The organism is Candidatus Enterococcus murrayae, from assembly GCF_017315985.1.
GTDB classification, from domain to species: Bacteria; Bacillota; Bacilli; order Lactobacillales; family Enterococcaceae; genus Enterococcus_A; species Enterococcus_A murrayae.
In genome coordinates, this window is sequence record NZ_JAFLVR010000021.1 from 1 (window position 1) to 23,806 (window position 23,806).

Genomic DNA, 23,806 nt, shown 5'->3' on the forward strand with positions numbered 1-23,806 from the left:
TCTTTTTTGCTCTTATTTTTTTAGATCAATCATTGATTTTTTTCCTTTTTTCCATGATGTCTTTTCTTTTTATGATACTCAGCCAACGCGTGATTAAAATTGGCGATTACCGCAGTAATGATTCCCACTCCGATTAAAACATAAACAATCGTAAACAGCTTTCCTAAAGCTGTATGCGGTGATAGATCGCCATAACCTACAGTTGCTAGCGTCATGACGGAAAAGTACAAGGCATCTAAATAGCTCATCCCTTCAATGTTATGATAGAAAATCGTTCCAATCATCAGGATAAACAAAACAGCCAGCATAATCGCCTTTTGCTCCTCCTGACGAAACAGAATTTTTAAAATGTGCCATAAGCTTCTAAATAGTAATGCAAATGCAACCATAGAGACCGCCCTTCAAAATCTAGAATAAGCAAGTTCGTTTATACGCTTGTTGCTCTTATCCTTTATTTTACCAGATCGACCATAAAAACGAAGAGGAGCAACGTTTTCCATTGCTCCCCTTCGTTTTATTTATGATTGTTCATATTCCTTTGTTTGCTTTGCTGACTTTTTACCATTTGAAGCAAATATAGTTAATTAGGTGAAATGTCCATTTTGAAATGATCAGACAACCAGCCATAAGCTCCATTGGTGAATTGATCTATTTCTTTTATTCTTGATTAGGAAGACAATCGGATTTAGTCATTTAATATTCATGTTGCTTCCGCTCTTTAATTTTCCCATCCTTCAATTCTATAGAGAATATTTTATTGGAATCGCTCCACGTATAGTATTCATAAGTGTGATCGTTATTTTTTTGCACCATTTCTGACGTTGGATATCCTAATTTTTCAATGAGAGCAGCTTTTTCATATGCTTCTCCGACCGCTATTTGATTGAAATGATCTAAAAAATCAGAGAGATTTTTTTTATCCTTAATAAAGACATCCAACATCGTTGAAATTACTTTTCCATCTCTAAAAGTGATCAGCACCGAAGTAAAGGGGTCTTTCCAAGGAAAATTATTCCAGGCATACGTCACTGCCTTTTCACCTGATTGATAATCCTCCATTTTTGAATTCGGTTTTCCAAGCATTTTTTCAATTTCGGCTTTCTTTGTTCCGCCTTTACCGTTCTCATCTTCTCCCACATCAATTTTTTCGATGATTTGTCTCAATTCCTTTAAGCTGTCAACCTTTGTATTGACTCTTTCTTCATCTGAAGAAAGTGCTTTAGTGCTTGTCGTTGTGGGTGGTTCTTCTACAGGGTCGTGCTTTTGAACGTTTAGATAGCCGTATAGCACTGCAGCAAAACATACAAGGATTACCCCTGTAACTATCAACAGATTGTTCACCAATTTCACGTTTTTCTTCCGCATTTTGGCCTCCTAGATTTTTTTAAATGATAGTTTCCTCAAAATTCCTTAAAAAAAGTCTTTTATTGCTTATCAAGAGGAAATACTTTCCAATTCTACTATTTTTACGAAAAATTTCTCTTTCAAGTAATTATTCTAACATAAAAATAACTTTAAAAATGATAACTTTTTCTAAAATACAAAGTACATTGTATACAAATAGTTGGTTCTGCTTTTAAAAAAAATGGACGAGTACTTTTACTTCTACTTTATTTTTTTCCTTGTTAAAATGAGTAACTAAAGGAAGTGTTCAACATGTTGCAACTAAAAAGAGCCTATCTGCCTGCCAGTGATTCTGATGGTTACCGAGTATTGATAGATCGATTGTGGCCTCGTGGAAAGTCTAAAGAAACCGAGAAAATTGATTTATGGATAAAGGAAGTCGCTCCGAGTCCAGAGCTGCGTAAATGGTTTGGTCATGAGGTCGAAAAGTATCCAGCTTTTGAAGCAAAATATCGCGAAGAACTCCAATCGGGCGAGCAACATGAAGCGCTAGAAAAATTGGCAACAATAGTTCAAACCCATGATGTCGTAACAATCGTTTATGGCGCCAAAGATGAACAGCATAACAACGCGCAAGTACTATATGACCTCTTAAACGAGTAAAAGCACCAAAACCGACGCTACCGCGTTGGTTTTGGTGCTTTGCTTTTGCAGCTGTTTAAGGATAGATTTTTTTCGTAAAGTACTTCAATAAGAACGGCGAAGATAGCGTTGTAAACAGGATGACCAGAATAAACGCCGAATAGTATTCATTCGTCACTAGCTGTGCTTGAAAGCCCAGTTGAACAATAATCAGCGCCATTTCTCCGCGAGAGATCATCCCTGATCCTACCATCAGACTACTGTGGCTGCTAAACCCTGCGAGCTTGCTGCCAAAAAAGCCGCCGAATAATTTTGAAGCGATAGCAACGATTGTCAGTACAACAATCAACAGCAGCTGCTTTCCGATTCCGTTGAACGTTATTTCCAGTCCAATACTAACAAAGAACACAGGGATAAAAACGGCATAGCCGATCGCCTCGACATTGTACTGCACTTCCTTAAAGACGTTGGTCTGTCCAATTGCGACACCAGTGAAAAAAGCGCCGATAACCGAACTCAATCCAATAAAATCAGCCAAATAAGACATACTCAGACACAGAATCAACGAAACAATAATCACTGAAGATTCCGCCAGCAATTTATTGCTGAGTCTCATTAAATACGGCGCACCCCAGCGAATCAAGAGGAAAATTGCAACAAAAAACAACACTTGCTCAATTAGCATGATCTCTAATGGATTACTATTTCCACTTTTCCCGCCTAAGAATGACATGCTCAGGCTAACAATCAGTACTACCAAAATATCATCGACAACGGAGGCCCCTAGAATGGTCGATCCTTCCTTGGTATTGATCACATTCAGCTCCTTCAATACCTCAACGGAAATACTGACCGAGGTGGCTGCTAAGATCAATCCTAAGAAAAAGGACTCGTTCATCGCAATATGAAAAGCATTCCCACTTACTGTTCCTAATACAACGGGAAATAAAATTCCTAAAACAGCCACGTACATCCCCGGCCGAAAATATTTTCGCAGCAATGAAAGATCACTCTCAATTCCAGCTAAAAACATCAATAAAATCACACCTATTTCAGAAAAGTCCTCAACTAAAATATCTGGATGAACAATCCTTAGCCCAGCGTTTCCTAATAAAATCCCGACAAGTAATTGTCCAATCACTGCAGGGACACCGAAGCGGCGTGAAAAATGACTAGCGATCGTCGTACTGACTAAAATCAGACATAAAACACCAATAAACTCCACGTTCCTCATCCTTTCGTATTGCTGTCACTAACTTTGTTCCCTAGCTCTAAGAACAAAAATTAGCCGATCCTTTTTAGGATAACGAAAAAAGACTAGAATGAAAAACGATAAGACTGCACAGCAGCTCTTTCTCATTTTTGGGGTTTATTCAGTAATTAACAAGTGTTGAATGCAAAAGTAGAGACTATTCAATACAGCAAACAGTCTCTACTTTTGATTTATTTGTTGAAGGTTTATCCTTTCAAAGCCAGATTATCTACTTTAGGCTCTAGCGATTGCAGCCTTCCGTTTGTCTGAGAATTTGTTTTCTCCATGAAGGTGACTATTTTTCCTAGTGTGGGACAAACGGTCACTCCTGCATCTTCCAACGCTGCTACTTTTGATTTTACCGTGCCCATATTCCCACTGACAATTGCACCAGCGTGCCCCATCTTTTTATTTTCTGGTGCGTACATTCCTGCAATATAGGCGCAAATAGGCTTTTTAATATTCAGCTCCTTAATCTTAGCAGCAGCCAGCTCCTCACTCGTACCGCCGATCTCTCCAATAAGAACGATGGCATCTGTTTCCTCATCCTCTGCAAACATTTCTAATACATCTGCATGATTCATCCCGACAACAGAATCGCCGCCGATTCCTACGCAAGTGGATAAGCCATATCCCTTAAAGGTCAGATTTGAAGCTGTCTCATGCGTCAAGGTACCGCTTCTGGAAATAATCCCGATATGGCCCTTCCCATAAATATCCGCGGGCATGATTCCTAATTTTGACTTGTCGGGAGCAATCACACCTATTGTGTTTGGTCCAATGACTTTAGCTCCTGTTTTCTTAGCCTCCTGAAGAATCGCGAGCGTATCCATCACCGGAACAAATTCAGTGATCACGACTAATAATTCAATCCCAGCCTGCAACGCCTGCACAGCAGAATCCTTTACGAATCGCGGCGGTACCAGCAACATCGCAGCACGAATCTGCGGAAACTCTTCCCGTGCTTCTGCCACTGTCTCAAATACTGGGATTCCTTCGACTGCTTCCCCGCCTTTGCCAGGTGCAACACCTGCACGCAGCTTTGCCCCAGATTCCAATGTTCGCTTCGCGTGGATTCGTCCTTGCTTGCCAGTGATTCCGATTATTAAAAGCTCTGTCTCTTGATCGATCAAAATACTCATATTATTGTGCCCCCTTTAACGCCAACAAGGTCTGTACGGCTTCATCAGTCGTTCCATATTTTGTTTGAGGGAAACCAAGCTTTTCGTAAATGCTCCACCCCTGTTCTTGATTGAATCCGCGGCTCTTCACCACAACCGTCTTATTTATTCCCAACTCCTTATACGCGCGTTCGATTCCTTCTGCCATATCAGCACAATTGTTGATTCCGCCAAATATGTTCACCAAGATATAATCGGTTTTTTCATTTTGCAGTAAAATGCGCATCGCTTGATAAGTCTTTTCAGCCGTCACACCGCCGCCCAGATCAAGGAAGTTGTTCACCCTGCCGCCATAGTAGAAAATAGTGTCCATCGTGGCCATGCCGATACCCGCTCCACCAGCCATCGTTCCTATAGTTCCTTCTGAGTCTACCTCTACATAGGTCAGATCGTGCTTCTCTGCTTCTATTTCCTGAGGGGATTTTTCCTGCGCCGTCCGAGGCAAGAGCGTATAGTCGCCTTGTCGGTAAAGCGCGTTATCATCAATGACCAGTTTCGCATCAATCGCCATTAGGGTATCATCTTTTAATAATGCTAAGGGATTGATCTCGATCGTTGTTGCATCTAGCGCGAAGCAGGCCTTGACCAGCTTCCCGGCAATATCTGCCACTTGGTTCACTCTCTTTTCGGATAAATCAAAAACAGAAACAGCTTTTTTGAATGCCTCTTCATTGAATCCGTTCGTACAATCAAAGCGCAGCAGCTTTTCTGGCGAAGTCTCCGCCAGCTCTTCAATATCCATTCCTCCAAAAGGGGTAAAAAGCATGATCATCGCACGGTTTTTAACATCTAATGTCATTCCCAGATAATACTCTTCTTCGATAGGCAAAAATCCACAGGCGATTACGCCCTCCATCACTTGATCATTGATGGTTATCTTTTCAATGGTTTTCTTTGCCTCAAGCAATTCTTGCTTCGTTTTGACCACTTTTACAGCACCGGCTTTTCCACGCTTACCAGCTAGGATTTGCCCCTTTAGTACACATGGATAAGGAACCTCTGCTGGAATTTCATCATCCATCAATAAGATACTGTCATTGATCGGTATTCCAAATCGTTCTAATTGTGCTTTTCCCTCAATCTCTAAATAATCCATCAGATTTTCCTTTCTCCGCTTGCCAGTATTTCAGGTTTGAAATACTGAGGTTTTATTTTTTACTCCCAAGCCATTTCTGGATCAGGAAGATAAGATTCTTCATACGGGTAGCCAACTCGGGTTATATTCATGAAGTGCTTATGGCTCAAATTTCCGCTGAAGCTATTATTTCCCCACGAGCCGCAACCGAGTGTAGTTGTGGCAACAAAACCATTTGTTGGCGAACCGCCACCAGTTGTTCCTGCTGGCTGGTTGACAATCACACGTGAGACGGCGCACTGAATCGCCGCATATTCTACATGCTCTGGTGTGTTCGAATGAACCGCAATGCTATGTCCTTTTCCTTCATAATCTAGATTTTCCACCATCATCGCGACGCCATCTTCAAAGTCCTTGTATGGATACAAGGTCAATACAGGGCACAGCTTTTCACGACATAAGACATCCGTGCTTCCAATTCCGTCAGCTTTTACAACAATGGCTTTTGTATCTGCTGGAACCTCCAGACCGATGATTTTTCCCGCCTGCTCCGCATCCAAGCCGACGATCTCGCGATTCATTGGGCCACCGTTTGGAAAGACTCCTGCTCTTACTTTTTCAACCTGCTCTGGCGACTCCACATAATAGCCGCCGTGTTTTTTGATTTTCTCAACAAAATTGGCAAACTTCTCTTCTGGCACAAAGGCCGTCTGCTCGCCAAGACAGATCAAGCCATTGTCAAAGCTTCGACCAATTAAAATTTTTTCTGCTGCTTCAGACAGATCAACGTCCCGATCAACGATACATTGGACGTTCCCTTGGCCGACACCAAGCGACGGTTTGCCACTGGAATAAGCCGCCTTGACCATTCCCGGTCCGCCAGTAGCTACTACCACATCTGCCAAACTCATCAGCTCACTGCTGTCCTCGATCGAAACCTCTTCCAGCCCTAAAACCAGATCCTCAGGAAAACCAAACGTTGCTAGTTCAGCACGAAACATCTCAACCAGCAGCTTGGTACATTCAACAGCTCGAGGGTGCGGAGCGAAAATAACAGAGTTGCGGGTTTTTAAGGCAAATGCCGCATTACACATTGGCGTTACAACTGGATTTGTTGAAGGTATGATACAAGCCACTGCACCCAAAGGCTTGGCTACCTCGAGCATTTTGCGGTCTTCTAATCGATTGATTACGCCTACCGTCTTCTCATTTTTGATACTTTGCCAAATCAAGGACGATTTCATTCGACATTTGGTGATTTTGTCCTGCCTGCTGCCCATGCGTGTTTCTTCTGCGGCCATTACACCTAATGTTTCCGCATTGTCATAAACCACTTTACATATCGCTCGAGCAGCTTCATCTGCTTGTTCTTGCGTGACAAAAGCAAATTGCTCTTGCGCTGCCTTTGAACGCTCAACTAATTCTTTTACTGTGATTGATTCACTCATTTTTTTCGCTCCCTTTCACTTAATTCGTTAAGTAAGACAACTCTCCAAAGCCAGGCCAGATCTGCAGCACTACATAGCCGAAAATAATGACCAAGATAGTACTTGCGATCGTCATTGGAACCCCGCCTTTTAACATCTTATTGGCATCCAAGCCATAGGCTACCGGAATCGCACGTACACTGATAGGCAGCAAATATTCAGAATTGTATGCCATGACAGTGATAAACCAATACGGGATCGGATTTAGCCCCATCTTCACAGCGAAACCAAGAACGATCGGGATACTTACGGCCGAAGCAACCGTAGAATTCGTCAGCTCCGAGATGACACGAGCAAAGATCGTGAAGACAATGATTGTCATAAGTCCGCCGTCTAAGGACATATCTGCAACGATATCAGCGATCGCTGCGCCTGCGCCTGAATCATTGACTAAACGCCCAAGTGCTAATCCTCCACCGAACAAAAGCATCATGCCCCACATAACACCCTCTTGAGCTGTTTCCCAAACCAGCATAGGCTTCTTGTTGGCTGCACTGATGACAAAGGATAGACTTCCAAACAACAAGAAAATGTAGGCTGGTGCTAGCCCCGGCAGCAGATCTGCATATAAAGGACGTGTGAACGCGCCCGCTAAAGCAACCAAGAACAACGCTGCACAGATTTTTTCATCACGCTTCATTGGCCCCAGCTCACTGTAGCTGTTTACAAAATATTCCTTTGTGCCCTTTAATGGACTTGATTTTCCATAAAGCAGCAGCATACCGATCAGACTTAAAATGGCTAATAAAATGAAGTATGGGGCGATTCGAACAATCCAGTCCACATACATAAACTCATGTCCTGTATATTCCTCTAAAAATGAAATTGCTGCGATGTTCATCGCTCCGCCTAATGGTGTGCCGACACCGCCTAATCCTACCCCCCAGCCGATTGCGAGCAGGATCGGAACTGCATGCTCACTGCTTTCGATATCCTCAATCCCAGCAGCCGCCAGCATTGAGACAGCGATAGGCGTATAAAGTGCACATACCGCGACATTCGGCAAAATACTGGAGACCAGCATACTAGCAAGCAGCCAAACAGTGATTTGAGACCTCATAGAAGGGCCGATGATCGATAAAATTTTTAAGGCCACGCGCCGATCCAAACCAGTCGCTGCCCACGGCAAGGTCAACAGGCTGGAACCAAGGATCAAAATAATACTATCCGAGGCATACTGCGCCGTGAGAGAAGCCATGGGAACAATATTTAAAAGCGCATTCACAAGTACGGGTACAAAAGCCGTGACCGTCATATGCACCGGTCTTGTCACCCACCAAAAAACCATCCAAAGCAAAACCCCTACCGCTTCTGCCCCTGGCCGGGTTAAAAAGCTGGATAGCGAAAGGATACTCGCCACCAAAATGGTCGGCCCTAACAGAATATAAATTAACCGTCGTGTCGTGTTCATAATAACTCCTTCCTGAATGCTTGATTCATTAAACAAATCAAAAATATTTTTGCTGTTTCCTTTATCTTAATGAAGTGCTGATGAATCACAATCCATTTTGCCACTTGTTTCGGTTGGTAAAATAAGCTTGCAGAGCCTGAAGTTCACTTGCGTGCTGCGAAAACCAGTTGCACAGGATGCAACAAAAAGAGATGTCGAAAAGTTCAACATCTCACAATTGTTTATTATTTTGGATAATAGCCTAGCTTGCTGGAAATTCGTCCCGCAGAGGTGATCACTGCTTTTGCCAGTTCCTCCTCACGCTCCATTTTGCTGAGACTGCGCGCACTCATTGACACACTTACCGAAGCCACTGGTTCACGATTGCGATTGAATATCGGTGCCGCAATTGACCCAGTACCTTCCGCAAGCTCATTGATCAGCTTGCAATACCCTCTTTGTCTCGTAAGAATCAGCTCCTGATTGATCTCACTAATATCATTTTTTGTCCCAAAGGTGTATTTTTTTAAGTCGCTGCTTTTCAAAATAGCCTGTGATTGAATAGGCGGTAAATAAGCCAGAATCACTCGTCCCATCGCAGAACAATGCATTGGATGGCGATGCCCCATCGGAATCAATAAATCAGTTGAATTTTGGGAGCAGCTGCTGATCAAATGGATGATTTCCCGTTCTTGAGGAACCGCCATGTGTCCGCACACGTGAAACTGGTGGGAAAGTCGATGCACTTCTGGAAAAGCATGCCGATAAACATCATTGGCCTGCAGCGATCTTCCCGCCAATGCTACAATCTCCGGCCCTGGAAAATAATAGCCAGTATACTCGTCCCGCTCCAAAAATCCCCAATCCAGCATTGTATTTAAATGACGCGACACCGTACTAATATTCATCTGCAGCCGCTCCGCAATATCAGAGGTCCTCTGGCTAGGGTTTTGTTCATCAAACGATGACAGAATCGCTAATGTTTTGACCAAGCTTTTCATATTCGAGCCGCGTTGATTTTCTTCTAAAGACTTTATCATAGGAAAGATTTCCTTTCAGAGTCATTTTAAATCAAGCCAAATACATTCCATAACGGATACATTACTAAGACAAATCCAGCGAGCATGATCCCCGCCTTCAAGGTCATTTGCTTCACAAAATCCTTCATCGGCATCATTCCGTATCCATACATAATCAAATTTCCTGCTGATTCATAAGGCATAAACAACAGCTCACAAGCATAAAGCAAGCACATACACGCGGCAATCGGATTAATGCCAAGAGTCGCGGCGATTTGTACGAATGGAAGTGCTAATCCACCCAGCATCGCATAGGGTGTCATAAAGAAGTTCGCAATCATGCCAATTAACAGAAACGATACACAGACGACTAAAGTACTTTTCCCCGCCAGCAGCGGAACTGCGATACCCGTTAAATAATCGCCAAAACCGACATTGGCCCCTACGATGCCGATCCCTAAGCAGGTCGCAACAAAGAATACCATTGAGAAATTAAGCTTTTCCAAGGTCTTTTCTTTGCCAATCCCTATAATCGGCAAATACATCAGGAAGGGAATCGCCATAAAGCCATAGGCTGCAGGCAGATCAAGAAACATTGAAGCAAACAAATAGACTAATAGCAGAATCACCATCGCAACAGCTTTCTTTTCCCGAAGGCTCATGTTTCCAAGCTGTTCATATTTTTCGTCAAACAACTTTTTGCTGACATTGATTTTCATATTTTTTGTGTCGTAGACCTTCATTAGAATCAAAATACTGAGAATGCACCAAAGGATAAAAAAGCCGTTGTACTTAAATGATGTAAACATCGTCATCCGATAATCAGGAATCACTTCCCTAATCGCTGTTTCCAGCATGGAAAAATAGCCCGGATAATACAGACAAACGGTACAGCCGGTGGCACCGATCGTTCCGGCAAAGCAAAGCAGCGAGGCTTCCTTCGAAGGCTTCATATCCATTGCCTTACATACGCCATAAACAAGGGCACTGGCTACTAGCCAGCCATTACAAAATGTGATCAAGTTCAAGATGATCCCGATAAAGAAGCAGCCAAATACTGCCCCAGCATAAGTCCCGCCGCATGTTCGAATGACATAATAAGCGATTCGTTTCAGCAGCCCCGTTTCATCCAATACATTACTGAAAATCAGTCCGCCAAGCACCATCCAAACAGTGGTGCTGGTCCATGAAGCGAAGGCTGTCTCGGCGGGAACCAATCCGCTGATCATGTAAAGAGAGGGCAAGAGGATCGCTGAGACCAATCTTGGCAGCAACTCTAAAGCAATGATCAAGATGACAAATATGGTCAGAACTAAAAACAGTCTTAAGCTTGCCGTAAATCCATCTGACGTTGGGATAAAGGCGATAATCATTGGAAACAGCAAGCATATAAACCAACAAAACAATCTTTTTTTATCTACACTAATCCCCATATTCTTTTTTCCTTCTATAGTTGATAGTCTCTTTTTTATAGTGCCTTTTGATAGAGATCGATAATATCCTTGATGGTCGTCAAGCGTGGATTCACTGCTACGTTTGGACTCTTCATTGCATCTTCGGCCATTTCAGGAATTTTATCCTCCGTGACGCCCATTTCAGAAAGACAGCTTGGGATGCCTAAATCAGCATTGAGCTTTTTAATCTCATCGATCAGCAGCTGAGGAGAAAAATCTGCTGCCGGTTCTTTCTTCTCACGAATGAAGTTATAGATGGTTTCATAGCGTCCGCGATCCGCCAACGCATTGAACTCCACGATTGTTGGAAGAAGAATGGCATTCGCCACCCCATGTGCAATATGGAAATACGCGCTCAATGGATGACTCATCGCATGAACATTTCCCAGCTTCGCCCAGGCAAAGGCCATACCGGCAAAAGTAGAGCCGGCCATCATCGCACAAGCAGCCTCTTCATCTTGTCTATTGGCGACAAACTGACGCAGATTTCCACCAATCAATTTCATCGCTTTTTCCGCCATTGCATCTGTAAATGGCGAAGCATTTCTAGAAACATACGCCTCCATCGCATGAATCAAGGCATCAATCCCGCAGGCAGCCGCAATCGATGCTGGCGCAGTCATGATCAATTCGGGATCTAAAAGTGCATATTTTGGCAGCATCTCATAACTGATGACAGACATTTTATAATTTCTTGCTTCATCCGTGATCACCGCTGAGGCCGTTACTTCACTGCCAGAGCCAGCAGTTGTGGGAATTGCAATGATCGGTACAACTGGTCCAGGAACTTTGTAAAGCCCTTCGTAATCAGTGATCTCTCCACCGTATTTGGCCAAAACACCTGTCGTTTTTGCCACATCCATCGAGCTTCCGCCGCCAAGCGCAACGATACTTGTTGCACCGCATTCCTTATAAAGAGCCGCGGACTCATTGACCACAGCTACAGTTGGATTCGGGATCGTTCCAAGATAGGTCGTACAGCTGATTCCGGCAGCTTCAATAATATCCTGAATTTTTTTGACTACTCCCAGACCTTCTAATCCGCGATCAGAAATCAAGAAAACATGCTCTGATTGATTCTCCTTTAATATTTCCGGCAGTTTTTTTAAGCTGCCTATTCCAAACTCTATGCTTTGCGGCACTTTAAACGTAAAATCCTTCATTGACTCATTCCTCCATTTTCTAAATAACTGACAGCACACTTGTTATTAGCATATTGCCGCCGACAAACAGCAACACGATATATACGATCCGTAAAAACTGTTCGCGATTGATTTTTTTCAAGAAGCCCATTCCTAAGAAAAAACCGATCGCTGCCATTGGAAGCCCAATGACCAGCGCGCTCAGCATATACGGTGTAACGGCTCCGCTTCGATACTGCGAGAAGGCATTCCAGGTATTCAAGATTACCCACACCATGTTCATGGTATTTCTGAATTTTTCCTTTTCCTGTACCGCTTCGATTGTATAGACTGTGATCAGCGGACCGCCGATATTGAAGGCGCCGTGGACAATTCCGCCCAAGATCAGACAGCCGTATCGGAAGATTTTCTTTCCGGTCGTATCTACCTCTTCAACGGCTTCGCTTTGCCCTGAAAGCGTAGGCTTGATGATATTTTTATAGATATTCATTAGAGCAATTAACGTGACCATCGCGCCGATACATATTTTGGCGATATTTGGACTGATCGCATAAAACAAGTAATTCCCAACCAAAATCCCGGGAATACACAATCCGATGATCTTTGCGAGGTCCTTCCATGAAACCTCTTTAAAGGCTTTGATGCCTAAATAATATAAGAAAGGAAGGGTGATGAGAGTACCATATGGCACTCCCGCTTCCGTTCCCAACAAACCATTTGTTACTGCCGCCGCAATTACGGTACAGCCAAATCCTGTACACCCCTGTACGAAAAATCCGATAATCTGCATCAATGCCACGAGGACAAAGTTAAATTCAAATGTCATTTTTTCCACCCATTCTCTTTTTTTAGAAACTCAATTCAGTCCGCTGGATCAAATCCTTTTGCAATGGTTTGCCAAGCTCTACGAAGTACGCACTGTATCCCGCCACGCGGACAAGCATATCTTTATAATTTTCAGGATTTTTCTGAGCCGCGCGCATGGTTTCTGAGCTCATGATATTGAATTGCACGTGCATTGGATTTTTTGCCATGTATGCATCGATGAAGCTGATCAAATTATCCCGGCCTTCGACACCAGCGACTGCTTCTTGCGGGAATCGCAAATTCATTAAAGTCCCATTAGTTGCTAAGCTGTGATCGACTTTCGCCAATGAATTTACCAGGGCAGTAGGTCCGCTCACATCGTGTGAACCCGCATCTGTATGCACAGGACCCATGTTGTCTGAGATCGCTTCCCCCTTCTTACGGCCATCAACTGAAGCGTTCGTGTTCATTCCCATCGCGACATTGGCATTGACCGAGTACACCCCTGGGCTAAATTCCCCGCCGCGCACATTTTTTCTTCCAGCCACATGCTTGCAATAGCATTCAAACATGTATTTGAATAAATCATCTGCATAGTCATCGTCGTTTCCATAATGATGAACCTTGGAGCTGTTCACTAATGAATAAAGGACTTCATGGCCTTTCCAGTTATCTTTTACTGCCTGTAGGAGCTCTGCACCTGTACAACGTTTTTCCTCAAACACCAGCTGCTTGATTGACGCTAGCGAATCTGCACAAGTCGCCATTCCACTAGCCTGAGGGCCTGTACCGTTATATTTCGCTCCGCCTTCAGTCAGATCTTTTCCTGATTCTAAGCAGTCTTCGAAGAATGCTGATACATACGGTAATGGCTTCAGCTCGCGATGGATCGTATCGATCACGTTTAGACTGCTGCACATTTGATCGGTCCAATAGTCAAATTGCTGATCCACACTGGCCAATACTTCATCAAAGCTTTGATAAGTATCTAAGCTGCCGGTATCCGGACCAAGCTGGCTGCCAGTGTTCAGGCTGCGCCCGCCATTTACGACCATTTCCATCATTTTCGGTGTATTTACATAAGCCGCATCATGCCAGCCATACTCTTTTCCTGGCAAACTAATTTCTACACAGCCCACCACACAATAATCTCTGGCTTCTTCCAGAGTCATTCCTTTGCGCATCATTCCTTTGATCGTCGGTGCATCATTGAACAGCTTTGGATGTCCATAGCCGGCACGGATACATTCTGTCGTTTTTACTCTTAATTCATAAGGTGTGTTTTCATGCATACGAACACAGACCCATGGATTCATCATGCGCGTATGGGCAGAGCCTTCCAGCATGAGCATCGTTAGATCATTTGTCGCATCGTTGCCGTCTCGATCCACTCCGCCGATCGTTAAGCTTTCCCCGCCGAATCCCCGACCGTTTCGTAAAGCCATACTGCCCTTATCCTTCAGCTTTGTCGGATTGTTCATCTTCACGTATTCCACTTCCAAAAGCTCAAGGACAAACTCCTTGGTGATTCTGCCAGCCTTCATATCCGCTTCATAGAACGGGTACAGCCATTGATCCATTCGACCGTAAGAGATCGAATGCCCATTGCTTTCTACTTGGATCAGTGTTGTCGCAATATTGAACAGCTGCAGCGCCTGCCAGAAAGTTTTGGGTGCTCCCAATGCGATTTGATAGCAGTTTGTCGCCATCGCCTCTAATTCCTCTTTACGCTTCGCGTCCTTTTCAGTTGCCGCCAGCTCTTCTGCCAGCTCAGCATACCGTTTGATATAGGTTCTAGCTGCTTCATGCATAATGATCATCGCTTCATAAAAGTCGCGCTTATCCGCATATTCAGGATCACGTTTACTAAGCTTTGCTAAACGTCCTTTAGCTTCATCGATCAATCCTACATACCCTTCACGCATCAATTTGGCATAATCAATCGCTAAATGGCCTGCTCCCGCATAATGATAGAGATTGGTTTGGAAGATTTTTTCCCCTACCTCAGAACCCTTTGTTTGATCCTCATCCAGTCTCACGTTGACCATGTCATCAATGGTCTGGCCCTTCCACCATGCACAAAGCTCAAGAATTTCTTGCCGTTCTTCCTCATTTCTAATATAGAATTGATCGTTTGGACGTTCCTCAAATGGTGAATGCAGGATTTCGTCAATAATCCAGTTAACTGAAAATTCGGGATAAATTGGCGAAGCTTTAGCCGGTGCCGCGATCTCTCCTACGATCAAATCCTCCTCATAGATGTATAAGCTGGTGTTTAATAAGATATTTTCAAAAGCATAGGCACATTTCAATTTGCGCGAACAGGTTTCATGCTTTTGATATGCCTCTGTGACTAATCGCAATCTTTCCACATCCACATCGTACGGTCGATCCAAGAAAGCCTGTCTCAAATGGTTTACTCGCGGAAACGGCGACCAGTCCTCATGATTGACCTGATAACCTAAGCCGTATATCTGGTCGAAAGGCTCCGTTCCTCTTGCTGCTGTGTGTTTGTTACTCATGAATAAATCCTCCTTATTTATATAAAAATTATTGTTTTTCTTTTGTTCCAACAAGGCAGTGAATCCCTCGTCCATTCATGTAGTCTGCAATTCTTTCAACATGCTTTTGAAAAGATCTTCGATTGACCTTTACTCCCTCCATCCCATAAGGAATCCCTAAAGCTTCATATTTTTCAACACCCAATCGCATGAAGCTCAGCAATTGAAGCGTTCGTACCCGTCCCTGCAGCTCATTTAGAATAAAATCAGCTGTCGCCTCGATATTTTCCATGTCTTCGTTAAACTCGGGAATCACCGGAATTCTCAAAATCAGCTCGCGATCAAGCTCCGCTAGTTTTTTTAAATTGGCTAAGATCAATTCATTTCCAACACCTGTCCGCTCACGATGAATGGTCGTATCCATGTGTTTAATATCGGATATCCAAATATCGGTAACAGGCAACAACGCCTCTACCTTGCGCCAATTTGAATAAAACGTTGTCTCAAAGCATGTTTGTATTCCTTCTTTTTTGCATTCAGCAAACAGCTCCGCCACAAAATCGCTTTGAAGCAACGCTTCGCCGCCTGAAACAGTGACTCCTCCGCCAGATTGATCATAATATTCCTTGTCCTTACGAATAATCTCCATGCACTCTTCAACGGTCATCTCCTCGCCCCATTGCTTTATCGCATCCGCTGGACAGGCCAATGCGCAGGCGGTATGATCGGAAACTTTTTTTGAATCGATCGCTGTTAACTTTTCCCGATGAAAGGTCAAGGCTTCTTCATTTGGTTCTGCTGACAAGCAAAGCCCACACTTTTTTTTAGAAATGCATTTTTTCTTATAAATACCCAGTTCTATCTGTCTGGACCAGCTTTCTGGATTTCCACACCAATCACACGTCATCGGACACCCCTTTAAGAAAAGTTCTGTCCTTAAACCGGGGCCATCGTGAAGAGTAAAACGTTGTATATTAAACACAATTCCTTTATTTGACAACCATATTCTCCCCTTCGCTTAAAGAGAAAGCGTTTTTATGTTCAAAGTGTAACAAAGTTGAGATAGCAAAAAAATTAGGTATTAGGAGTATTTCCATATAGGGAATGTTCCTTACAGGAAGCCTATTTTTCGGCAACAAAAAAAGCCTAAACATCTGTCTAGGCTTTGTAAAAATGATTATTCTTTATTGTCAAACAGTTGAGACAACTCATATCTGCTGTTTACTTTGCACTTACTGTATATGTTTTGAACATGCTTCTTCACCGTATGATAGCTGATGACCATTTTCTCGGCAATATCCTTATAGGTTAGACCTTTATATAATAATTCCGCTACTTTAAATTCCGTGTTCGTCAACGGCAAGGTATTGTCCAAGCTTTTAGACGACTTTTCTTGGTCCTTTTTCGAAATCGTTATCCAGTGGTATCGATCAATGATGCCATTAGAATATGTCCGATCATATGTATAAATTTTAAAAATATAATTCTGAACGATCCTAGTCCGCACCAGCTTTGAACAATTTTGATTTTCATCCCCTAATAAAAATGGCAGCCAGCTGCAGGGTTCCGTGCTGCTGATTTGTTCCGCTATTGATGGTCCTAAAATGTGGCTTAAGCAATCGATTGCCGCCTGACTATAATTCATCACATGAGTAAAATCATCAGTAATCAAATAGGCCTTTTCGCCAGATAAAATGATTTCATTCTGAATTTTTTGGATTATTTTAGACTGCTCATACTTTTTGAAGTTCTTATACGAATTGGCTAGATAAACATAGATTCCCTTTAGATCTTCGATTTCCTTTTCAGTAAAATCCCCCTGCTGAGCGTTTTTGAAAAACACTACCTGGATATAGGCGTTGATCCCAAAAGCCATTGTCACACTGTAGCGCTGATCAAAATTCTTTTCGATAAATCGAACATAAGACGTTTTTTCATAGTCCTCTACCCCTAGAACGTCAGTGGATTTATATAATCTGGGAACTACATTGAAATAAGTCAGATGGTCTCTCAAGGCCTCCTGAAAAACCTGCTGCTTGATCTCATCCTCCTCAACAAAATTCCGATAAGGATGCTTTTTATGATTGACTAATTGTCCTGTCCAATTGGTCCATGAAAGAAACTTTCCTTCCGTATCAAAATACGAAATAAGTACGCGATCCCAACCAAAATTCTTTTCTAAATACTCCAAAAGAGTCGCGCTGAAAAATTCACGCGCAGTTATCTGATATTCAGAAATCTCAGAGAAAAAATCAACTTGCCCATTTTTATCTACATCCATATGACCTCACGCCCCTTTTTCAACAACTACCTAATCCTTTTTATCCGCTTTCAAAACAAAACGAAGAAACGATTGAGAAATAACTGTTGTATACTTCTCATTCTAATCTAAATATCATTTAATTTAAATACATTTTTTTGAGCCGGATTTGTTTAGAAGCCTAAATATTGTGCTGGAGCCTGGCATAAAATGCCCTTGATTTCAAATGAATCCTTCTAAAAGAACCTAAAAATACCTTCTTACAGCCGCTTGGTACTGACGATAAGACTCCCCAAATGTCAGCAGCAGGAACTTCTCCTCCCCGCGAATTTGCTGGTCAAACAAGAATACTGCAAGTAAAGCCGTTAGGACCATTAAACGATTTGGAAAAATAACAGAAAATCCCAGATATAATAAATCAAATGCAACAAAGGCAGGATTACGGCTGAACCGATAAATTCCCGAAGTAACTAGTTCGGTTTTTTGTTTTTCATTATAGCCTGCACGCCAATTCAGTCCCATTGTCGCTACCGCGATTAAAAACAACAAGACACTAAAATAGATTAGAATCACTCCCACATAGCCCCAGCCGGTTTTATTACTATCGAATAGAAATGGCGCCGCAATCTGAAGAAGCCCTCCGATTCCAGTCAAAATCTTTAGAGTAATCTCAAAATACTTCTCTCGTGACCGCTTCTTATCTCCCAAGAGATTCACATTGATCCCCTGCTTTCTCAGCAACAAGCCTTTTATTAAGTAAATCAAATAAAAGAGTGCTGCGCCTATTAATGCAAGAATCCTTATTCCCATGTTTTCTCCTCCTATCGCTCAACAAATGCCGATCCATTCATATGAATATTATTTCATTTGTTTTTTATTTCGTCAAGATTTGAAAAGAATCGACAGGGTAGCTGTCTTGAAGCTTAGACAACTAGTTAATTGGACAAAAAGAACCGAACAATTCGAAGCTTATCCATACGTACAAGCTCCTATTGTTCGGTTCTTTTAAGATACAAACTGCAAGAGAATTGGATCCCCATACAAACTCCCTATTCATCCGAGTAATCAAACGTATCCTGTAATTTCCCATCCTGTTTGTAAATTTTGGCAGCAGAATGCTTATTTTTAGCAATTTCCTTAGCACGCTCCACTGCTTCCTCTTTTTTATCAAGGGTATCGCTAGCTCGGCTGGCTTTTTCAGAAATAACGACCCACTTGTCCTCTTGGTATTTCACTTCGACATCAGCGTTCATTAATTTCTTAGCGTTCTTATCATACTCGTGAGAATCATTTTTCTGAGGTGCTTTTGCTTTCTGGAAATCCTTCTTTTCATCCGCAGAAGCATCGGCGTACCATTTTTCGGCCTGGCTAGTAGCGATTGGGATTGCACGATCATCTGGATAGCCGTCATCTAAAAGTGCGTTAGCAATATCAATCGCTTTTTTCCGAATCAAGGGGTCCAGATTCTTCATTGACGCTGGGTAATCCTTCATATTCCAAAGCATAAAAAGTTCCTCCTTCAAATTATTTATACTCCCACCTTACTATGGAAAAGCTTTATTTTGAATTGATATGCTTATCTTCAACAGAAGTATGCATTGCACAACAAAAATTTAATCCTTTCTTGTAGTATTATTTTTCAAACTTGCTCATGTAGATAAAAATATTTATTAGTTATTTTTAAACTTAAAATATCTTTTACTATCTATACATAATTGTATATAAGAATAAAATATCCTTATGTTTTCCTAACAACACTATATCAGGGTTAATTATATATTGAAAACAACCATAGAAAGTGATAATATAACCCAAAGTAATTATTACCAGTTAATAACAGTTAAAAGAAAGGAGGTCTCTATTGCGTATCTCAGTTTTCGGTTTAGGTTATGTAGGCTTATCAAACGCTTTATTGTTCGCTCAAAGTGAAGAGGTTTTAGGCTATGACATAAATGAATCCAAAATCCAACAATTACAAAATCAAAGTAGTCCTATTGACGAAAAGGAATTTCATGATTTTTTAAAGAAGGATTTGAATATAACTTTCACGAATAGTTTTGCTGAAGCAGCATCATATGGGGATTTATTTGTTATCGCTACGCCTACCGATTATGATGATGAATCAAATAGTTTTGACACCACTTCTGTAGAAGCAATTATCACACAGATACTCGAAATCAACTCAAAGGCATTGTTCTTAATAAAATCAACGATTCCAATCGGCTATACCGACCATTTGAAGCAACACTTCTCCTCAAACAATTTTATTTTTTCTCCTGAATTTCTTAGAGAGGGAAAGTCTTTATACGACAATCTGTTTCCGTCAAGAATTATTGTCGGTGAGAAAAGTGAACGAGGGCAAAAAATCGCTGAACTCTTTTCCAAAAATGCGCGAATAGAAGATGTGCCTTGCTTACTAACAAACTCAAGGGAAGCCGAGGCAATTAAATTGTTTGCCAATACATATTTAGCTATGCGTGTTGCCTATTTTAATGAACTGGATTCGTATGCTGAATTACATGGATTAAATGCGAGCGATATTGTGAATGGCATTGGTTTAGATACTAGGATTGGAAATCACTATAATAATCCTTCCTTTGGTTATGGGGGCTATTGTTTGCCAAAAGACAGCAAGCAGTTATTGGCGAATTATAAAGATGTGCCGAATAACCTAATAAAAGCAATTGTTGCCTCAAATGACACGCGAATAGACTTTATTACTCGGCAAATTCTTAAAAGGAAACCGAATGTTGTTGGTATTTATCGTTTAACGATGAAAGCAAATTCCGATAATTTTCGCCATTCCTCTATTCAAATAATTGCAAGCAAGCTCCAAGAAAAGAGATTAACAATCATTATCTACGAACCAATTATTGATGTTGTCAGTTATGAGGATGCTCGTGTTGTTCGTGACCTGGCACAATTTAAAAAAGAGGCGGACATTATTGTGGCGAATCGTTTGGACCATGAGCTGACTGACGTTATCGATAAAGTATATTCACGAGATCTTTTTTTCAGAGATTAAGTTACCAGAAAGCCCTAAAGAAAGGATAATTCTACATGTTTTATGTTTGGCTTCTATCACTTCTTTATATAGTAGTGATGATTTTATGCGGAGTGATGATTTCACTTTCCGGAGGAGATAAAAATAGACTTGAAGATAAGGAGCAAATTGATGCTTCAAAAACAGTCTCTAAACGCAGTAAATGGCATAGGTTTACATTACTCGCCTACCTGCTATCTTTCATATTGGTTCTGTTTTATCATCATTATTCTATTAACAGTATTTTGTATTGGACCATCCCCTTTGTAGTAATTGCTTTTATGTGGAATGCCTTTCTAACGCTTTCCTCTTACTTCAACCCTATTTATGTCAAACCTGACAATCGTTCAATCAGTGAATTTCGAACAGCGGTAGTTATTCCGGTCTACAATGAGGACAAGGAGATTTTTAAAAAGGTTTTAGATAGCTTGTCCAATCAGACATGCTTACCTGATTATGTCTATGTCATTGAAGATGGTTCCCTTGAAGAAAACAAGTGTGAGGATTTATTTAATGATTGGAGAAATAAATTTTCAAACAAAGCAAAATATTTTTACAAAGAAAATGCAGGTAAACGAGAAGCACAAGCAGTTGCTTTTCAGGAACTGAATAATTTAGTAGACATCTTCATCACTATTGATAGCGATACGATTTTAAATGAAGATGCTATCGAGCAGGGTCTGTATCCATTCTTTGATGAAAAAATTATGTCGGTCGGTGGAGCCTTGTTAGACTATAATAATCGAGATAATTTTCTAACACGAGCAGTCGGTGTTTCCTTTGTCTCCGCTTTCTCCAATGGGCGATCCGCCTATTCCCGTTTGAAAGCCGTAAACGTTAATCATGGATGCTTGGCTTTTTATCGCTCGATCGTGATTGATACGTATATTGACCACTATTTATCACAAATCGTTTTCTCTCAAAAAGCCAAATTTGGTGATGATCGTATGTTAACTCAATACGCCTCGATTATGGGAGACACGGTGTATCAGGAAACCTCAATCGGCTATACCTTGAATCCAATAAAGCTCAGTCACCTCATGAGACAGCGCAGCCGCTGGTGGCGAAGCTTTTGGTGGGGAGGTCTCTGGTTTATCAAGCATCAAAGCCCCAAAAGGGCAGCTTGGTGGATCCAGTTGAGCCATTTCATTTCTTTCGGCGCATATACTCCTGTGTTTATCGCTGTCTATTTTTATTATCCAATTATAAAGATGCAATTTCCAATAGTGGTATTGCTTTACATGATCGCTTTGGGCTACTTTAGAAATATCCGTACCCTGACTTTCGACAGAAACGATATGAGTAAGCTGTATCAATTTGTCTCGTATCTTTTGTTCTCGCCATTTTCAACATTAATCAATTTATTGATTTGCAGTATTCTACAGATTTATGGCTTATTAACAGTCTGGAAAGTTGCGAATTGGGGCACAAGAAAAAATGTCGAAGTTGGAATTGATAAAGGTGAATGATAGCACTCTTGTTCAAAACAACTTAATATATAAACAGTTTAACTGAAGCGAAGGAAAGCTCTTTATTCACCAAAAACTTAAAAATTTAGTTTGAACGTGTTCGCTTTCTTATTCCATTCAGAATACTTCTGTCCCATTGTTAGAGTGCATTTTCATAAGAGAATGTACTTTTTTTATACCCTTTATATAGTTGAGAATGAGACTGCCAAAACTATTTAATCTACAATAGAAAAAAACGTGAAGCAGACTCGATACTAAACTATCGGCTACTTACACGGTTTATATCAGATTATTCAGGAATTTATTGCCCAATATCTGTTTGATTCTAGAGTACTTTAAGTCACTTTCAAAAAGTTCTGTCATTTTATCAGTAGACTACCTAATAAATTTCAACTAGTTCATCGCTGAGATTAAAAACTCCTCTTTGCCTATTTCTGTTTCATTCGTAAAGAGAATATCCTCGAAATCTTGAGAATTGGTCACTATGATCGGAATTTCCGTAATAAATCCTGATTCCTCGATCCCTTTTACATCAAAGGAAAGCAGCTTCTGTCCCTTCGCCACTCGATCCCCCTGATTGATATGAGCATTAAAGTATTTCCTATCGAGTTGAACCGTATCCAAACCTACATGGATCAATAATTCCAAGCCATCATCTGAAACGATACCGATCGCGTGTTTCGTAGGAAAGACACTCATGACAGTTCCATCGAAAGGTGAAACCACCTCGCCCTTTGTCGGCAAGATCGCTAATCCTTTTCCTAACAGGCCTTGAGAAAAGGCTTCATCTGTCCTCCTTCATGAAAAAAGACCCATCCATCACTAAACAAACATCTTCATTTCTGAAGACATTCCTAGTGTTGTAAATGGGTCTAGCTTGCTTACGCAATAACTATTCCATATGTACAAGTTTTCTTTTATGGCTTAACCATAGCATGGAACTTTTTTTATATCAACGGTTTTTTGTGCTTCTATCTTTTCTGACAGTATGACTCATTATAAGTAAAATGACTGTAGTTCATGGTAAAGTTTCCTGTTAAACAAAAATTTCCTGCACGATTATTTGGCTTCATCATTTAAAATATCAACGTTCTCCCAACCAAACTACGCCATTCTTCATTACATAGAACAGTTCTCCAGAAACCTTACTAGTCGAATAAGCGGACTCCTTAATCTCTTGAACTTCTTCAAATGAATAGATGCCGTCATTCATGTCTTCCAATAATTCATTTTCTGACCATGCAGCTAAATCAAGTCCCTTATGCCAGATCAGCTCGCTAAAATTTTTGATAGTAACTTTCTCATTTACGGACTCAATTTTTTCTATTTCTGCAAAAGTATTATCATAAAAATGAAGCATTTCTCTATAGCTCACAACTACTTGAGACTTCATAATATTCTCTTCAAAAATCCATATTTTCAAATAATATGGTTCATCTAATCTTTCTATTGTTTTCTTCCATGAATCGTATACATCTATTAATGCTTGAATGATCCTTTGTTTATACCAAAATGGCAGAGAGTATTGTGTAAATAACGAATAAAAAGATAGACTCCACAGCTTCACATAATCTCTAGAACTCTCTTCTAATTGCTCCATGTCCATTTTCATGTAATAAGCTTTCCATCGTTCAATTTCTTTTACTCTTCGTTTCCAGCCTCTGATCTTACGCTTTCTAAAATCCGTTCTGTCAGTCATTTTTTCACCAGCTTTCCAAAAAACCATTATTTATACAGAGA

General features: G+C 41.2%; 20 protein-coding genes and 1 pseudogene. 3 read left to right on the top strand and 18 right to left on the bottom strand.

The window, feature by feature from the left end:
• Nucleotides 1-29 precede the first annotated feature (29 nt).
• Nucleotides 30-389 (bottom strand): potassium channel family protein, encoded by a 360-nt coding sequence (locus JZO85_RS09715; RefSeq protein ID WP_207108324.1) that lies wholly within the window; start codon nt 387-389, stop codon nt 30-32.
• A 304-nt stretch (nt 390-693) separates the two neighbouring features.
• Nucleotides 694-1,365, bottom strand: coding sequence for a DUF3862 domain-containing protein (locus tag JZO85_RS09720; protein ID WP_207108325.1), 672 nt, complete (start codon nt 1,363-1,365; stop codon nt 694-696).
• 291 nt (nt 1,366-1,656) lie between these two features.
• Here JZO85_RS09720 and JZO85_RS09725 point away from each other — a divergent pair, with 291 nt between their 5' ends.
• Entirely contained in the window at nt 1,657-2,007 is a 351-nt protein-coding gene (locus JZO85_RS09725) for a DUF488 domain-containing protein (protein ID WP_207108326.1), read from the top strand.
• Between the two features lie 55 nt (nt 2,008-2,062).
• Here the strand turns inward: JZO85_RS09725 and JZO85_RS09730 are convergent, their stop codons facing one another.
• The 14 genes from JZO85_RS09730 to JZO85_RS09795 form a co-directional block, all read right to left on the bottom strand.
• Nucleotides 2,063-3,220, bottom strand: coding sequence for a cation:proton antiporter (locus tag JZO85_RS09730; protein WP_207108327.1), 1,158 nt, complete (start codon nt 3,218-3,220; stop codon nt 2,063-2,065).
• A 224-nt stretch (nt 3,221-3,444) separates the two neighbouring features.
• Nucleotides 3,445-4,380, bottom strand: a complete 936-nt coding sequence (gene sucD, locus JZO85_RS09735) for a succinate--CoA ligase subunit alpha (RefSeq protein ID WP_207108328.1) — start codon at nt 4,378-4,380, stop codon at nt 3,445-3,447.
• Nucleotide 4,381: 1 nt separating this feature from the next.
• Complete coding sequence (locus JZO85_RS09740; protein ID WP_207108329.1) at nt 4,382-5,515, bottom strand: ATP-grasp domain-containing protein; 1,134 nt, start codon at nt 5,513-5,515, stop codon at nt 4,382-4,384.
• 59 nt (nt 5,516-5,574) lie between these two features.
• Nucleotides 5,575-6,942 (bottom strand): aldehyde dehydrogenase family protein, encoded by a 1,368-nt coding sequence (locus tag JZO85_RS09745; protein ID WP_207108330.1) that lies wholly within the window; start codon nt 6,940-6,942, stop codon nt 5,575-5,577.
• Between the two features lie 19 nt (nt 6,943-6,961).
• Nucleotides 6,962-8,392, bottom strand: a complete 1,431-nt coding sequence (locus tag JZO85_RS09750; protein WP_207108331.1) for an SLC13 family permease — start codon at nt 8,390-8,392, stop codon at nt 6,962-6,964.
• Between the two features lie 224 nt (nt 8,393-8,616).
• The gene (locus JZO85_RS09755; protein WP_207108332.1) at nt 8,617-9,411 is read right to left on the bottom strand and encodes an IclR family transcriptional regulator; all 795 of its coding nucleotides are present in this window, start codon (nt 9,409-9,411) and stop codon (nt 8,617-8,619) included.
• Nucleotides 9,412-9,437: 26 nt separating this feature from the next.
• Nucleotides 9,438-10,823 (bottom strand): SLC13 family permease, encoded by a 1,386-nt coding sequence (locus JZO85_RS09760; protein WP_207108333.1) that lies wholly within the window; start codon nt 10,821-10,823, stop codon nt 9,438-9,440.
• Nucleotides 10,824-10,858: 35 nt separating this feature from the next.
• Complete coding sequence (locus JZO85_RS09765; protein ID WP_207108334.1) at nt 10,859-12,007, bottom strand: iron-containing alcohol dehydrogenase; 1,149 nt, start codon at nt 12,005-12,007, stop codon at nt 10,859-10,861.
• A 19-nt stretch (nt 12,008-12,026) separates the two neighbouring features.
• Complete coding sequence (locus JZO85_RS09770) at nt 12,027-12,812, bottom strand: sulfite exporter TauE/SafE family protein (protein ID WP_207108335.1); 786 nt, start codon at nt 12,810-12,812, stop codon at nt 12,027-12,029.
• Between the two features lie 22 nt (nt 12,813-12,834).
• Nucleotides 12,835-15,315 (bottom strand): (2S)-3-sulfopropanediol dehydratase, encoded by a 2,481-nt coding sequence (gene hpfG, locus JZO85_RS09775; protein WP_207108336.1) that lies wholly within the window; start codon nt 15,313-15,315, stop codon nt 12,835-12,837.
• Between the two features lie 28 nt (nt 15,316-15,343).
• Entirely contained in the window at nt 15,344-16,276 is a 933-nt protein-coding gene (gene hpfH, locus JZO85_RS09780) for a (2S)-3-sulfopropanediol dehydratase activating enzyme (protein ID WP_430732914.1), read from the bottom strand.
• 195 nt (nt 16,277-16,471) lie between these two features.
• Nucleotides 16,472-17,575, bottom strand: a complete 1,104-nt coding sequence (locus JZO85_RS09785) for a response regulator transcription factor (protein ID WP_207108338.1) — start codon at nt 17,573-17,575, stop codon at nt 16,472-16,474.
• Between the two features lie 225 nt (nt 17,576-17,800).
• A complete protein-coding gene (locus tag JZO85_RS09790) occupies nt 17,801-18,364 on the bottom strand; it encodes a methyltransferase family protein (RefSeq protein WP_207108339.1) in 564 nt (187 codons plus the stop codon).
• Between the two features lie 239 nt (nt 18,365-18,603).
• The gene (locus JZO85_RS09795) at nt 18,604-19,059 is read right to left on the bottom strand and encodes a DUF2188 domain-containing protein (RefSeq protein ID WP_207108340.1); all 456 of its coding nucleotides are present in this window, start codon (nt 19,057-19,059) and stop codon (nt 18,604-18,606) included.
• A 356-nt stretch (nt 19,060-19,415) separates the two neighbouring features.
• On the opposite strand from JZO85_RS09795, the gene JZO85_RS09800 reads away from it, so the two are divergent.
• Both JZO85_RS09800 and JZO85_RS09805 read left to right on the top strand, forming a co-directional pair.
• A complete protein-coding gene (locus tag JZO85_RS09800) occupies nt 19,416-20,579 on the top strand; it encodes a nucleotide sugar dehydrogenase (protein ID WP_207108341.1) in 1,164 nt (387 codons plus the stop codon).
• A gap of 35 nt (nt 20,580-20,614) precedes the next feature.
• On the top strand, nt 20,615-22,066 hold the full coding sequence (locus tag JZO85_RS09805) for a glycosyltransferase (protein WP_207108342.1): 1,452 nt from the start codon (nt 20,615-20,617) through the stop codon (nt 22,064-22,066).
• A 393-nt stretch (nt 22,067-22,459) separates the two neighbouring features.
• Here the strand turns inward: JZO85_RS09805 and JZO85_RS09810 are convergent.
• A pseudogene (locus tag JZO85_RS09810) lies at nt 22,460-22,846 on the bottom strand (PTS sugar transporter subunit IIA); the annotation flags it as partial.
• A 304-nt stretch (nt 22,847-23,150) separates the two neighbouring features.
• A complete protein-coding gene (locus tag JZO85_RS09815) occupies nt 23,151-23,765 on the bottom strand; it encodes a hypothetical protein (protein ID WP_207108343.1) in 615 nt (204 codons plus the stop codon).
• Between the last annotated feature and the right edge of the window lie 41 nt (nt 23,766-23,806).

Excerpts from the sequence above, each read along its gene's own strand:
- JZO85_RS09715 (WP_207108324.1), bottom strand. The coding sequence starts at position 389 with ATGGTTGCATTTGCATTACTATTTAGAAGCTTATGGCACATTTTAAAA.
- JZO85_RS09720 (WP_207108325.1), bottom strand. The coding sequence starts at position 1,365 with ATGCGGAAGAAAAACGTGAAATTGGTGAACAATCTGTTGATAGTTACA.
- JZO85_RS09725 (WP_207108326.1), top strand. The coding sequence starts at position 1,657 with ATGTTGCAACTAAAAAGAGCCTATCTGCCTGCCAGTGATTCTGATGGT.
- JZO85_RS09730 (WP_207108327.1), bottom strand. The coding sequence starts at position 3,220 with ATGAGGAACGTGGAGTTTATTGGTGTTTTATGTCTGATTTTAGTCAGT.
- sucD (WP_207108328.1), bottom strand. The coding sequence starts at position 4,380 with ATGAGTATTTTGATCGATCAAGAGACAGAGCTTTTAATAATCGGAATC.
- JZO85_RS09740 (WP_207108329.1), bottom strand. The coding sequence starts at position 5,515 with ATGGATTATTTAGAGATTGAGGGAAAAGCACAATTAGAACGATTTGGA.
- JZO85_RS09745 (WP_207108330.1), bottom strand. The coding sequence starts at position 6,942 with ATGAGTGAATCAATCACAGTAAAAGAATTAGTTGAGCGTTCAAAGGCA.
- JZO85_RS09750 (WP_207108331.1), bottom strand. The coding sequence starts at position 8,392 with ATGAACACGACACGACGGTTAATTTATATTCTGTTAGGGCCGACCATT.
- JZO85_RS09755 (WP_207108332.1), bottom strand. The coding sequence starts at position 9,411 with ATGATAAAGTCTTTAGAAGAAAATCAACGCGGCTCGAATATGAAAAGC.
- JZO85_RS09760 (WP_207108333.1), bottom strand. The coding sequence starts at position 10,823 with ATGGGGATTAGTGTAGATAAAAAAAGATTGTTTTGTTGGTTTATATGC.
- JZO85_RS09765 (WP_207108334.1), bottom strand. The coding sequence starts at position 12,007 with ATGAAGGATTTTACGTTTAAAGTGCCGCAAAGCATAGAGTTTGGAATA.
- JZO85_RS09770 (WP_207108335.1), bottom strand. The coding sequence starts at position 12,812 with ATGACATTTGAATTTAACTTTGTCCTCGTGGCATTGATGCAGATTATC.
- hpfG (WP_207108336.1), bottom strand. The coding sequence starts at position 15,315 with ATGAGTAACAAACACACAGCAGCAAGAGGAACGGAGCCTTTCGACCAG.
- JZO85_RS09785 (WP_207108338.1), bottom strand. The coding sequence starts at position 17,575 with ATGGATGTAGATAAAAATGGGCAAGTTGATTTTTTCTCTGAGATTTCT.
- JZO85_RS09790 (WP_207108339.1), bottom strand. The coding sequence starts at position 18,364 with ATGGGAATAAGGATTCTTGCATTAATAGGCGCAGCACTCTTTTATTTG.
- JZO85_RS09795 (WP_207108340.1), bottom strand. The coding sequence starts at position 19,059 with ATGCTTTGGAATATGAAGGATTACCCAGCGTCAATGAAGAATCTGGAC.
- JZO85_RS09805 (WP_207108342.1), top strand. The coding sequence starts at position 20,615 with ATGTTTTATGTTTGGCTTCTATCACTTCTTTATATAGTAGTGATGATT.
- JZO85_RS09815 (WP_207108343.1), bottom strand. The coding sequence starts at position 23,765 with ATGACTGACAGAACGGATTTTAGAAAGCGTAAGATCAGAGGCTGGAAA.